At 51.2% G+C, this 12,810-nt stretch carries 14 protein-coding genes and 1 pseudogene; 9 read left to right on the forward strand and 6 right to left on the reverse strand.

What is annotated here, in order from left to right:
- Positions 1 to 48: 48 nt before the first annotated feature.
- Positions 49 to 1,416, reverse strand: coding sequence for a nitrogenase iron-molybdenum cofactor biosynthesis protein NifE (gene nifE, locus V0288_RS07870; protein WP_332864526.1), 1,368 nt, complete (start codon positions 1,414 to 1,416; stop codon positions 49 to 51).
- A 394-nt stretch (positions 1,417 to 1,810) separates the two neighbouring features.
- Between nifE and V0288_RS07875 the strand changes: the two genes are divergently transcribed.
- The 4 genes from V0288_RS07875 to V0288_RS07890 are packed head-to-tail and all read left to right on the forward strand — an operon-like array spanning position 1,811 to position 3,275.
- The gene (locus V0288_RS07875; protein WP_332864527.1) at positions 1,811 to 2,029 is read left to right on the forward strand and encodes a hypothetical protein; all 219 of its coding nucleotides are present in this window, start codon (positions 1,811 to 1,813) and stop codon (positions 2,027 to 2,029) included.
- Positions 2,030 to 2,079: 50 nt separating this feature from the next.
- Positions 2,080 to 2,748 (forward strand): hypothetical protein, encoded by a 669-nt coding sequence (locus V0288_RS07880; protein ID WP_332864528.1) that lies wholly within the window; start codon positions 2,080 to 2,082, stop codon positions 2,746 to 2,748.
- Positions 2,749 to 2,778: 30 nt separating this feature from the next.
- Positions 2,779 to 2,994 (forward strand): hypothetical protein, encoded by a 216-nt coding sequence (locus V0288_RS07885; protein WP_332864529.1) that lies wholly within the window; start codon positions 2,779 to 2,781, stop codon positions 2,992 to 2,994.
- On the forward strand, positions 2,991 to 3,275 hold the full coding sequence (locus V0288_RS07890) for a type II toxin-antitoxin system RelE/ParE family toxin (protein ID WP_332864530.1): 285 nt from the start codon (positions 2,991 to 2,993) through the stop codon (positions 3,273 to 3,275). The genes V0288_RS07885 and V0288_RS07890 overlap by 4 nt, the downstream gene beginning before the upstream one ends.
- Positions 3,276 to 3,311: 36 nt before the next feature.
- Here V0288_RS07890 and V0288_RS07895 read toward each other — a convergent pair.
- The 4 genes and pseudogenes from V0288_RS07895 to V0288_RS07910 all read right to left on the reverse strand — a co-directional run bounded on the left by V0288_RS07895 (position 3,312) and on the right by V0288_RS07910 (position 4,913).
- Positions 3,312 to 3,644 (reverse strand): annotated as a pseudogene (locus tag V0288_RS07895) (HepT-like ribonuclease domain-containing protein).
- Positions 3,616 to 3,921, reverse strand: a complete 306-nt coding sequence (locus tag V0288_RS07900) for a nucleotidyltransferase family protein (protein WP_422661932.1) — start codon at positions 3,919 to 3,921, stop codon at positions 3,616 to 3,618. Before V0288_RS07900 ends, V0288_RS07895 begins: the two are co-directional and overlap by 29 nt.
- Positions 3,922 to 3,968: 47 nt before the next feature.
- Positions 3,969 to 4,166 (reverse strand): antitoxin, encoded by a 198-nt coding sequence (locus tag V0288_RS07905; protein WP_332864532.1) that lies wholly within the window; start codon positions 4,164 to 4,166, stop codon positions 3,969 to 3,971.
- Positions 4,167 to 4,226: 60 nt separating this feature from the next.
- Positions 4,227 to 4,913: a RibD family protein gene (locus V0288_RS07910; RefSeq protein ID WP_332864533.1), complete on the reverse strand. Its 687-nt coding sequence runs from the start codon at positions 4,911 to 4,913 to the stop codon at positions 4,227 to 4,229.
- A 246-nt stretch (positions 4,914 to 5,159) separates the two neighbouring features.
- Here V0288_RS07910 and V0288_RS07915 point away from each other — a divergent pair, with 246 nt between their 5' ends.
- Positions 5,160 to 7,070, forward strand: a complete 1,911-nt coding sequence (locus V0288_RS07915; protein ID WP_332864534.1) for a sensor histidine kinase — start codon at positions 5,160 to 5,162, stop codon at positions 7,068 to 7,070.
- 179 nt (positions 7,071 to 7,249) lie between these two features.
- Here the strand turns inward: V0288_RS07915 and V0288_RS07920 are convergent, their stop codons facing one another.
- Positions 7,250 to 8,236, reverse strand: a complete 987-nt coding sequence (locus tag V0288_RS07920) for a glycosyltransferase family 2 protein (RefSeq protein ID WP_332864535.1) — start codon at positions 8,234 to 8,236, stop codon at positions 7,250 to 7,252.
- 469 nt (positions 8,237 to 8,705) lie between these two features.
- Here V0288_RS07920 and V0288_RS07925 point away from each other — a divergent pair, with 469 nt between their 5' ends.
- The 4 genes from V0288_RS07925 to V0288_RS07940 all read left to right on the forward strand — a co-directional run bounded on the left by V0288_RS07925 (position 8,706) and on the right by V0288_RS07940 (position 12,798).
- Positions 8,706 to 9,593 carry a hypothetical protein gene (locus V0288_RS07925; RefSeq protein WP_332864536.1) on the forward strand — a complete coding sequence of 296 codons (888 nt, stop codon included), beginning with the start codon at positions 8,706 to 8,708 and terminating at the stop codon, positions 9,591 to 9,593.
- A gap of 93 nt (positions 9,594 to 9,686) precedes the next feature.
- Positions 9,687 to 10,607 (forward strand): glycosyltransferase family A protein, encoded by a 921-nt coding sequence (locus V0288_RS07930; RefSeq protein ID WP_332864537.1) that lies wholly within the window; start codon positions 9,687 to 9,689, stop codon positions 10,605 to 10,607.
- Positions 10,608 to 10,621: 14 nt separating this feature from the next.
- Positions 10,622 to 11,587 carry a GDP-mannose 4,6-dehydratase gene (locus V0288_RS07935; RefSeq protein ID WP_332864538.1) on the forward strand — a complete coding sequence of 322 codons (966 nt, stop codon included), beginning with the start codon at positions 10,622 to 10,624 and terminating at the stop codon, positions 11,585 to 11,587.
- The gene (locus V0288_RS07940) at positions 11,584 to 12,798 is read left to right on the forward strand and encodes a glycosyltransferase family 4 protein (protein ID WP_332864539.1); all 1,215 of its coding nucleotides are present in this window, start codon (positions 11,584 to 11,586) and stop codon (positions 12,796 to 12,798) included. Before V0288_RS07935 ends, V0288_RS07940 begins: the two co-directional genes overlap by 4 nt.
- Positions 12,799 to 12,810 lie beyond the last annotated feature (12 nt).

Genomic DNA, 12,810 nt, shown 5'->3' on the forward strand with positions numbered 1-12,810 from the left:
GTTCCTGATTGGTTACTCGTTAGCGGACACGAATTCGCGTTTCTACCGTTAGCGATCCCAGGGCGCGACCTCGCGGACTTGCGCCCAAATGGGACTATATAAAGCCTCATCAATCTCTTTCGCCATCTCGACCATTCCCGAATAAGCGGCGTAGGGATGGTGACGCTCCTGGTTAATATCGAGGAAAGGAATTCTCGCCTTCAGCGCGGTGTATTGATTCCGTCCTCCCGCCACGAGAAGATCGGCACGGGTTTTCTCGATCACGTTCAGCAATTCCGCCGGACTTCCCTTCTCTAACGTCATGCCATCTTCACCGAGCAATTCTTTAATTTTCGCCTTATCTTCCTCGGTGCTTTTCTTCGTGCTAGTGGCGCAAACTTTCATCCCTAAATCCTGCGCCGCGGAAATCACCGACCAACTTTTTACCCCGCCGGTGTAGAGTACCATCCGCTTATCCTTGAGACGTTCGCGGTAGGGGGCGAGGGCGATGTCGAGTTTAGCGGTTTCGTCGGCGATTAACTGTTCTACCCGTTCCTGTAGCGCCGGATCTCCCAATTGCGCCGCCACATTCCGTAAACATCGGTTCATATCGGCGATACCGTAGAAGGATTCCTCGATGTAGGGAATGCCGTAGCGTTCCTTCATTTTGGTCGCCATATTGATCAGCGCTTTCGAGCAGATCATCACGTTCAATTTCGCCCGATGCGCGTAGCAGATTTCCTCGTAACGCGCGTCCCCGGTGATTTTCGCCAACACGCGGATACCGACTTTCTCGAACAGTTCGATCACCGGCCACATCTCGCCGGCGATATTGTACTCCCCGATCAGGTTAATGTCGTAGGGAGTGGTATAGGGGGGTTCTTTCGTCCCCACCACGTATTCGAGTAAAGCTTCTCCCCCGAGACGGTTGCCGAGGTTTTTACTGCCGACGAAACCGGGGGAGTTAACGGGGATAACGGGAATCTCGAATTTCTCGCTGGCGGCCTTACAAACCGCGTCGATGTCGTCGCCGATGAGCGCGGTAACACAGGTGGAATAGACAAAAATAGCGGCGGGTTGATAACGTTGCGCGACTTCTTTAATCGCTTTGTAGAGACGCTTATCACCGCCGAAAATCACATCATTCTCGCTAATATCGGTGGTAAACCCCATTTTGAACATCGTCGGGCCGGAGGTAAGACTACCGCGACTTCCCCAGGAGTTGCCCGCACAGGCGATCGGCCCGTGGACTAAATGCGCTACATCGGTAACGGGTACGAGGGCGATCGAGGCTCCATCAAACGCGCAACCACCTTGAGCGGCGCCGGGTTGAGCGACCTGAGTACAGGATTTATTCTTTTTCTGATCTTTCTTATGGTTATGCTCGCAACCCGATTGCGTCAGCAGTTCGTTAATCTTGCCCTGGGTGACTTTCATAAAGCTGGCTCGACTGAATTCCGTGGGAGTATACCGAATCCCGCGCTCCTACGACGACAATCATCGAGGGGCTAGGGCGATGCGAGAGGGTTAGAATTGATGAAACCTTTATACCATCCGGCTTTTTGGCGGCGGTTATCTTGCACTCGGTTAGGTTGTTTAAACTGATTACCCCGACACTCGCGCCCGCGAGCCAGACCGGGCAAGGCTTCCGAGTTTTTTTCAGGTGCGGGGGTCTAGTATTTACCGAGTACCGCACTGGTATTTAGTGAGCGCGGCGCTGGTATTTTCGATGTACTTGTCGCGGGGGGAGGGGGCGAAGTTTCTTAACTTTTGTATATCGTTGACATCGTATTAAAATTGTACTATTCTAGAAAAGTGAGCGAAGACAACAATGATCGATCCCAAACATTACACCTATCGAATTATTTGGTCGCAAGAAGATCGAGAGTTTGTCGGTTTATGTACCGAGTTTCCTAGTCTCTCCCATCTCGATGAAACTCCTGTCGCGGCATTGCAAGGGATTATAAATTTAGTTAAGGGAGTGGTAGCGGAAATGGAAAGTAATCATGAACCAGTACCCGAACGGTCGATTATTTTAGGTGATCGCTAGAGATAAATCATCTTTTTAAAGTTTTTCAAATAAATTATTTAAAAAAAATCATGGAATTTGAAACATTTAAATCTTGGTTAGATTATGCTTTACAAAGAGTTGAGCAGATTTATTACGGTAGAGATTGGTGGCAAGAGATGCGATATATCCCTCCAGACTATATTAATATGGAGCATTATTTACAGACAAATGGGGAGCGAGGCTTCTGTTACGAACTCTACCATTATATGAGAGTCGCGATGCACTGGCATCGAAACAATAAGTCGCACCTATACGAAAATCATTTCAATCGTATTTTTTTAAACGCAGAATTAAGTAAGCGTAAAATTTTAGACGCTCATCGAGCTTTTTTTGAAGAGCGAGGAATTGAGCGACTTGATAAAAATTATTTTCCAGATTTTTTGTTTCATTCTCCCTCAGACACTGATTATCAAATTGTAGTTATGGAGGTCAAGAGCAATCCAGAGTTACAAGCTACAGATATTATAAGTGACTTAAGAAAGCTTCGACAATTTGTTGCGAAGTATAATTATCAATACGGTATATTTTTAGCCATAAATATTTCACCTGTAATAATACAAGAAGAATTTATTCGACACGAAATAATAAATTTCTTGCAAGAGATTCCGAATGAAGACAAAGAACGAATTTTTTTAATGATTAAAGAAAATTCTAAAAGCCCAGTCTTTGAAAAAAAACTAAGCGAATTAATTTATTAAAATATACAGTAAACACTCGCATTCTCGATCATGCCCCCGACTATCCCCTTTAACCAACTCCTAGAAATCATCGAAACTCTCTCCCCTGAAGAGTTAGACGACTTAATCAATATCGTTCGGAACCGACAGATCGAGCGTAGAAGAGCGGAGATCGCCGCAAGTATCGCCGAAGCTCATCAAGAATATCAACAAGGAAAAGTCTTTCGAGGAACGGCCGATGATATTATCGCCGAATTAGAGCGATGAAAACTCTAGTTTTTAGTTCGCCCTTTAAACGGGCTTACAAAGCGATTATTAAACGGAATCCCGCGTTAAAATCCAAAATCGCTGAAAAGCTAAAACTATTAGAGATCGATCCCTACGATCCTAGTTTACGGACTCACAAGCTCAAGGGTCAATTATCGGGCGCTTGGGCTTGTTCGATCGAGTATGATTGTCGTATCGTCTTCAGTTTTTCTCAAAATCCAGACACCCAAGAAGAGGAAATTTTCTTAATCGACATCGGAACCCATGATGAAGTGTACTAATTTCCCGTTCTATAATCGTCATCGTAAATAAGAAACTTATCGGGAAAGTAGAAGGGAGAGACCGCTTTGAAGTTCTGATAACTTATTGTGAACGACATCCCATATCACATCAAAATCAAGCTGATCGTATTCATGGACGATTATATCTCGCATTCCCGCCATCTCTCGCCAGGGAATTTCCAGATGTTCCTAACGAAAGCTTTGGGATAATCGCTTGGTCGCTTCCCCGATAATCGTGATCTGGTAAAGAATGGCGGATAGCTTTTCGTCATTCGCCTCTAAATCAGCCCGACTGATGTTAGCGCTATAACGTAGAATACGTTCAATGGCGACAGTAATATCAATGAGGGATTCTCGATCGCGATTCATAGATAATTTTTGCCGATTCTAGAATATTTTTCCGTCTGAGCCAGTTTTCACTCCGATCGAGCGCCGCTTTGACGATCAGATCCACCTTTCGATCGAACATCCCTTCGAGTTCATCGCGCATTTGGAAAGTTTCCGTTAAACCCCGTCTAGCGTTAGGGGAAAAGGTGACTAAAACATCAACATCGCTATCGGGGCGAAAATCATCGCGGAGGACGGAACCGAAAAGCGCGAACTCGGTAATCTGCCAGCGATCGCAAAATTCCGCGATCTCGTCCATCGGTAGTTCGATCGAGGTAATCGTCATAACAGTCTCGAATTCTCCTTTCATTCTCGATCGCTCATAAAATCCTCGGAAAATTGATCTAGGCTATCGAATAGGGATTGCCAAGGATTATCTTTCGAGATTAGAACGATCGCTTGACCCACTTTCTTAATATAAACCTCACTCCCCAAATTCGGAAAATCTTCCGGTAAGATCACGATCTGATGAGTTCCATCGGTACTGATTTTCGCGGTTTGCATAGCCTGAACCCTTTCTGTGTTTTCCTTTTCGCTCCCGAACCGGAAGAAAAATAACGAGATCTAGGATTCCCGGACGGAAGAAACCTTTTCTATATCCCTCGCGAGACGGTAATGTACGAAAATCTCCCCCTCGAGCGATTCCACGCTCACCAGTTCTAACCCCGGAAAATCGCCCGCGAGAAAACCCCTTCCCCCCACCGGAGTCGGCGCGTTTTTCCCCCCGATCAGAACGGGACAGATCGTTAAATAGATCTCGTCGATCGCTCCCTCCTCCAACAGCGAGGCGATCAATTCCCCTCCCCCTAGAACCGCCAGATTCCGAATACCGAGACGGGTGAACTCGTCTAAAGTCTCTCGCCACGAAGAGAGAATCAGAACTCGATCGAACCCCTCCGGCCATTTTCGCGCGCCCTCGGGACCCGTGAGCAACCAACGCGGGAACGGTTGTCGGAAAAATCGCCAATCCCGATCGAGATCGCCGGACGCGGAACAAACGATCTGGATCGGTTGCGGGGAAAGTCCCCGTTGTTGTCGTCGTTGTAACAGGGCCGGATCGCGAACCGATAGACTCGTCCCGTAAGCGCGTAGAGTTCCCGCGCCGAAGATCGCCGCGTCCACCCCCGCTAAATGGGCTTCTAAACGGCTTTTATCGGTTTGGGAGGGAAATCGGGCCGGGTTAGAACTCGCGTCCGCTATTTTACCGTCCGCGCTCGTGGCGAGAACTACCGAAGTGTGAGGTCGGTTCATAAAAACGATGAGAGATATCACTCGGTACTACCGATAGAATACGTTACTATGTTCTAGAGTTTGACCGTAAACCGACGGGTTACAAGCCTCTCCTGTTAAGCGGTCAGCCGTCAGCTACTAGATCTCTAATAGTAGCTAGAGCTAAGAAACTCGCCCCTCGAAAGCCATAGCTAAAAGCCTCCCGCCTTCTACCTCCCATTTTCCGCCTTCTCTGACGGCAAAAATCGAAACCTCCTCTCTACGCCTATGGGTCAGTCTTCCTTTCGCCGTATTCTTCTCTCTCGTCTTCTGCTAGTTAGCGTTCCCGTGTTACTGATGGGAGTCTACGTTACCTATCGTAAGGCCCGATCGGCCTTTCTAGAAACGGCGCGCCAAAACCTCACCGAGAGTGCTATCCGGAAGGCGGACGGTATCCATCAAAAGATAGAGATACTATCGGCCAATCTCCTCAGTATTAGCGAGAGCGCCGTACTCGAACAGGAATCCCTCCCGCGGAAGAAGGAATTTCTACGCCGGACGATCGAGCGTTTCCCGATTCCCGTCGATCGCGTCACGCTCCTCGATATCGGGACGGGGCGCCCCCTGTTTCAATCTTCCCCCGTCCCCGTCCCTACCGCCGGATTCCCGATCGAACGTTGGCGGAAACTCTCGCGGGAAGGTCGGGCCGATACCGACGACATTTTCATTCAAAATGTCCTCCCGGCGGGCGAGCGGGGCGATAAAGCCAAAAACCATCAACTCGAATTACTTTTCGCCGCTCCCGTCTACAATAGCCTGGGAAAATTGCAACAGGTTCTGATCTGGCAAGCTTCCCCGCTCTACGGGGAGACGGTTCGATCGGGAACTCTATCGGGATACCCGGTCGTGATCGCCCAAAATGGCACGATTCTCGCCCATCCCTACGGCGATCGGATCGGTCGGCATATCGATCGAGAAGCGGACGCGAGCCGGTTGAAAAGCATCATCGAGAACGCGATCCAGGGGCGACGGGACTTTCTACACCTATTCTCTTTCGAGCGGGACGGGGAGGAATTGGTGGCGGGATACAGCGCGATTCCCAGCCCGATAACCGGGGAATCCGGGGAAAAATGGGTGGTTCTGGCGGTCAGTACCGTGAATACCGCGCTCGCGCCCCTGGGACAGATCTGGGAGACCATTTTCTATCTCGTTTCCGCTCTATCGATCGCCTCTCTCATCGCCATTCTCCTCATCGCCCGCGAGTTAGCCCGTCCGTTAGAAAAATTACGGGATTACGCCATCAATACGGATAATATTCACTTTAAACAGCCGCTCCCGCGAGATTTCCATATCCGCGAGATTAACCAGCTATCGAGCGCCCTGGAGGAAATGATCGGGCGCCTACGCGACTGGGGGGAAGAAATCGTCCTCAGTTGGAAAGAGGCCCAAAACGCCAACCGTCTGAAAAACGAGTTTCTCGCCACCACCTCCCACGAATTACGCACCCCGCTCAACGGGATTATCGGTTGTATTCGCTGTGTCAAAGATGGACTATGCGATAGCGAGGAAGAAGCGCGCGAGTTCTTACAACAGGCCGACGGGGCGGCGGTTCATTTATTGGGAATTATTAACGATATTCTCGATATAGCCAAAATAGAAGCGGGAAAACAATCGGTAAACCTTGAAATCGTCAATTTACACGATATCATAACCGAAGTAGTCAGTTTACAGGGAATCCAGATCCAGCACAAAAAACTCCGGTTAACGGTACGGGAGAGCCGGCAAAATCTCAAAATTTACGCCGATCCCGCGAAATTCAAACAGGTCATCCTGAACGTACTGTCTAACGCCACGAAATTTACCGAGATCGGGGAAATCTCGATTTCTACAGAAGCCAGAGACGATCGGGCCGTCGTCACGGTGATCGATACGGGAATCGGCATCGCCCCGAGTCAACAATCCCGACTATTCCGCCCCTTCGTGATGATCGACGGTTCCACCACCCGAAAATTCGGCGGTACGGGCTTAGGATTGGCGATTTCCAAAAATCTGATGGAATTGATGGGCGGCGATATTTCCCTATTCAGTGAGGGAAAGGGTTTCGGTACCAAGGTCGAGGTCACTATCCCCCTAGCCGAGCGCGAGGCGAACCCGATCGATCTCGATAACCCGATCGCCCCGGAAGTTCCCGTTCTCTAAGGCGGGAGGCAGGAGGCGGGAGGTAGGAGTCAGGAGTCAGGAGGCAGGAGGCAGGAGTCAGGAGGCAGGAGGCAGGAGGCAGGAGGCAGGAGTAAAGAGTAAAGGTGAACGGCTTAAAAATAGTCTTTTCCCTTTTCCCCTTCCCCTTTTCCCCCAAAAACTCCCCCATCTCCCTCACCTCACCCGGATTCCCGTACCCGTTCGGTATAATCTTTGGGGCGCAGTTTCCGGAAAGTCTCGAAAGCCATTCCCCGGAGATTGACCGGGAAATAGGACAGCAGGAGACCGAAGCTTGATCGACGCGATTTTCCCAGCACTTCCGCCGCTTTTTCTAACAATTCCCGTCCTCGTTCGGTATCTCCCCGCTCGATCAGCCTCAAGCCCAGAGATTCCCGCAAAACGGCCAACCGTTTCACCCGTTCTTTTTCTAACTCGGCATCGTCGAAACGATAGCTCTCCAGACAGAAAGATTTCGCGCTCAGAAAATGGATCGCCTGCCGGACGCTGGTTTGTCCCCCGTGAAAACGGTACTCCATCAGCAATTCCGGGAGGAAATACCCCCGTTTACCCGCCAGCGCCAGACGGACGAGCAGATCGAAATCCTCGCACCCGTCCGCCTCGGAGCGCATATACCCCACCTCCGCGAGAGCGGCGCGCCGGAAAAGGGTCGATCCTACCTGTAAGCTTTGGTATTGAAAGGTCTGGCGGACTAGATCGGGAATAATTCCTTCTTTTAGTTTATTCTTGCCCCATTTCGCCGAATTTGCTTTCGTCGCCGCTTCCGCGCGTTGCCCGTCGCGATCGATAATCCAGTGATCGCTACAGACGAAATCGACTGTTGGATCTCGATCGAGTACCGCCACCGTTCTCGCCAGAAATTCCGGCGTTAACCCGTCATCATCGTCGAATTTAATAAAATACTCGCCCGTAGCCGCCTCGAAACCCGATTTCATGTTCAAACTGCGGCCGATATTCTTCGGGTGGCGGAGATAGCGAATTCGCGGATCGGTATATCCCGCCATCATTTCCGGGGTTCGATCGATCGAGCCATCATCGCAGACGATCAACTCGAAATCCGGGTAGGTTTGCGCGAGGACGCTATTTATCGAATAGACGAGATAATCCGCGCGGTTATAGGTGGGAATACAAACGGAAACTTTCGGCATAGAGAGGGGGCGGCGATCGGGATTCGGGCGATCTCGACCCGATCATCGCGTCGATCGAGGAGGTTGTCAATCGATCGATCGGGAGAACGGTAGCGGACGATTTCTACCGGCGCGACGGGGAATATTTTCTATCTCGCGACGGTTATGCTAAGATTCATTCTCAATGTAAACAGACGGAACCACAAATTCCCGCTCTTTCCCGCTCCCGGCGATCGACAGATGATCCGGATAGGAGCGCGCCTTTCCCCCGTCCGATTCTCGCGTTATCCTAGCGTCGGCGCGGGCGAGATCCGCTCCGGGTATTCAGCGGATCGAGCGAGAGGGAGCCTCTTTCTCGCGGGTAAATCGAGGGGCGATCGATAACGAAAGTTCACCTCGCCCGAACGGTTCGGGATTGTCAATTTCCCCGAACAGAGTTATCTTTTCCAATTAATCGCGACGTTCCCATCGTCGCCCTAGGAGTATATCGATGAAAGCGATTGTTTTAACCTACGATAAATACATGAAGTTCGCCGAACACACGATCTACACCTATCAGAAGTTCTGGCCGAGTCATCCTTTTACTTTTCGAGTTCCCTACGGCGAGAATCCGCTCGATCGCTCGCGCTTCGGCGATCGGGTAGAACTCGTACAGATGGATTGCGCGAGAGCGCTATCGCCCGCCGAGATCGAGAAATCCCCCAAGCTCTTTAATCCTATCAAAGAAACCGTTTTAACGCTTTTAAAAGACCTGCCCGATGAAGAATGGATTTTCTGGTGCATGGACGATCGCTATATTATGCGTATTCAAGAAGATAAAGTCAATGATATTCACGATTTCGTGATCGACCACGCCGGGCCGGATGTATTGGTCGTTAACTACGCGCGCAATCGCGCTGGCGGATATTTTAAAAGCGATAAATATATTAAAGAAGGCGTAGAAATTTTAACCCCCAAAGGACAGATTTTACGAGAGACCGTGTACTCGGATGGCACCTATTTACCCGATACCTGGTCGCATCAATTTATCCGGGTGAAAGGGATACGGAGAATTTTTGAAAGTTTTCCCGATCGCCCGTTTGTCGCCAAAACGATGGATAGTTTCGATCTGCCGAAACTCCCCGGAGAAAAACAACTCATGGTGGAAAACAATTTAGTGGTTTTCGGAGAAAGCACCAGTCGGGGGGAGATCACGGAAAATTGCGTCGCCAGTTTCAAGCGCTGGAAAATGGAACTACCGTCCAATATGACGATTTCTTCCAAATATCACGTGATCGGGGAATTACCCTATCAATGGATGGGAGTAACGTTTACCCTACCTCGCGGGGTCAAACGGCGCTTGACCGACGTGACCCGTTGGTACTGGCGGAATATTTAAAACGGGACTCCCGGCGATCGATACCCGCTCGCCCTTCTCTTTTGCGGTCAGGGATGGTAAGTTTTAGGGTGTTCACCGACAACCTCGATATCCATGTCGCCGAAAATTGCCGGGATTATCTGCACCCATAATCGGGATCATTATCTAGCGGGAGCGATCGATAGTCTTCTCGCGCAAGATTGTGCCGATTTCCAGATCGTCGTCGTCGATAATGCCTCGACCGATAACACCCGTTCGGTAGTCGAGGCCCGTCTCGGCGATTCCCGTCTTCAATACGTCTACGAACCCGTTTTAGGACTCTCTACCGCCCGCAACCGCGGCGCGAGAGAAACGACCGCTCCCTTTCTCGCCTATCTCGATGACGATGCCGTGGCCAGTCCAGGCTGGTTACAGATCCTTGTAAACGCCTACGAGTCCAACGACAAACTAGCCATCGCCGGCGGCAGAGTCACCCTGATCTGGCCGCCGGGACAACCGCGACCGGATTGGCTCTCCGATAGTCTGGCCGACGGTTTGGGCGCTTTCGATCTCGGTGACGAGGTAGTCTATATCACGAACGCCAATCTTACCCCTAGAGGCGTGAATTACTCGATACGGCGGGAATTCCTGGAACAAGTCGGCGGTTTCGACCCGAATTTAGGACGGATCGGCAAAAGGCTCCTCTCCAACGAGGAATTATACATGACCGAACTGGCGCTCGATCGGGGTTGGCAGGTAGCCTACTTTCCCGACGCGCTCGTGGAACACAATGTCGCCCCGGAACGAACCCATCCGCGATGGTTTATCGAGCGCAGTTGGTGGCAGGGAGTTAGCGAACACTATCGCGAGGAGGTGGCGGGAAGAACGGGATTCATTCAATTTAAACGAGGTGGTGAACGTCTCGCCCGCGGTCTCTATAAATCCTTGAAATTTATCAACGAACCCGCGGAACGCTTCGATAACCTCCTCTACGCCTACGGTCAGGTCGGTTATCTAGGCGAGGTCGTTAAATCTTTATTCACGGCTAAAAAATAAATATTTGTAAATGAATGAGTAAAAAGGCGTTGATTTGTGGTATATCGGGGCAGGATGGGGCGTATCTTGCCGAAATCCTCTTACAGGAAGGTTATACCGTCTGCGGAACCTCGCGGGACGCGGCCATGTCCTCGTTTTCCAATCTAACCCGTCTCGGCATCAAAGAACGGGTCAAACTGGAATCGATGGCGCTCAACGACTTCCGCAGTGTCCTCCAAGTCTTGAAAAAAATCCAACCGGATGAAGTGTATAATCTCGCGGGACAGAGTTCCGTCGGCCTGTCCTTCGAGCAACCGGTCGAGACGCTGGAAAGTATCGCCACCGGAACCTTGAACCTTCTCGAAGCGATCCGGTTCACGGGAGCGGCCATTAAATTCTACAACGCCGGATCGAGCGAGTGTTTCGGCGATATCGGCGATCGACCCGCGGACGAAACCACCCCCTTCCGTCCCCGCAGTCCCTACGCGGTCGCCAAAGCCGCCGCCTTCTGGGAGGTCGCTAACTACCGCGAGGCCTACGGACTCTTCGCCTGTTCCGGCATCCTGTTCAATCACGAATCCCCCCTGCGTCCCGAACGTTTCGTCACCCAGAAAATCATCGCCGCCGCCTGCCGGATCGCGGACGGTAGCCCGGAAACCCTACATCTAGGGAATATCGAGATTCAACGAGATTGGGGATGGGCGCCGGAATACGCCCGCGCCATGTATTTAATGCTCCAGCAAAACGAACCCGACGATTACGTGATCGCCACCGGGGTCAGTTCCCGATTAGAGGATTTCGTCGCCGAGGCTTTCGCGAACGTGGGCTTGAACTGGCAGGATCACGTCATTAGCGATCGAAGTCTCCTCCGTCCCACCGATCTCGCCATCAGCCGCGGCAACCCGACCAAAGCGAGGGAAAAACTCGGTTGGCAGGCGCGGTATACCATGCCCGATATCGTCCGCGAAATGGTCAAAACTCGCCAGGAGAAGTCATTATGAACCTTTTAATGCTCAGTTCTACCTTTCCCTACCCGCCGACCAAGGGAGGAACCCACGGGCGAACCTTTAATTTACTCAATATCCTCGCCCGAAATCACGCGATCACCCTACTGGTACAACGCGCCCCCGACGTGACCGACGAGGAAGTGGAAAAATTACGTCATTTCGTGGAAGATCTCGTCGTTTTTCCCCGTCCGACGGGAGTTAATAACAGTGTTTTGGCAAAAATCGGTCGGTTCGGGCGGTTTGTACAGAAAGGAACCCCTCCGAACGTTCTTTTCGGCTACTCGCGGGAAATGCAGGACTGGATCGATACCGCGGTTCGCGAGAAGCGGTTTTCGGTGATTACCAGCGAGCATAGCGTCAACGAGATCTACGTGCGCCCGGAATGGAAAGGACAGATTCGCACCGTGATCGATATCCATAGTTCCGTGTATCAAACCTGCAAAAATCAGCTAGAGATCGGCGTTTCTAGCCGGGAAGCGCGCGATCGCCTCTATCTGCCCCTCCTGCGCCGTTACGAACGCGATAGCGCGCGCAAATTCTCCCGCGTCGTGGTGACGACCGACGACGACGAGCGCCAGATGAAAGAATTCGTCCCCGATGGCGAGGTGTTTCTCATCCCCAACGCGGTCGATCTCGACCTATTTCCCTACCGTCCCCGCGATCCGGGCGGCCATCATTTAATTTTCGTCGGCGGACTCGATTATTTTGTCAATATCGACGCGGCCTGTTTTCTGGCACGGGAAATTCTACCCCGTTTGCGGGAAAAATACCCGAACGCGACGGTCACGCTGGTGGGGGCGAATCCTGCCGCGGAAGTGCGGGAGTTAGAAAAATCGCCCGGTGTGACGGTGACGGGACGGGTTCCCTCGATCGCCGATTATTTACATCGGGCGACGGTGGCTGTCCTCCCTCTCCGGACAGGTTTCGGGATGAAATTTAAAACCTTAGAATCGATGGCCGCGGGAACCCCGGTGGTCGCGAGCGATCGAGGATTAGAAGGATTGGCCGTAGACGGGGAAAACGTACCGTTACGGGCGTTAAGAGCCAATAATGTCGGCGAGTACGTGACGGAAATCTCCCGTTTATTTGAATCCGCCGATTTACGAGAAACCCTATCCCGGAACGGTCGCGCGTTAATCGAAGAAAAGTATACTTGGGAACGGGCGGGAGCCGAATACGAGAGAGTTCTGGTGGAAGGCTTGTAACGGATTGTCCAA

The organism is Pannus brasiliensis CCIBt3594 (genome assembly GCF_036688125.1).
Lineage (GTDB): Bacteria > Cyanobacteriota > Cyanobacteriia > Cyanobacteriales > Microcystaceae > Pannus > Pannus brasiliensis.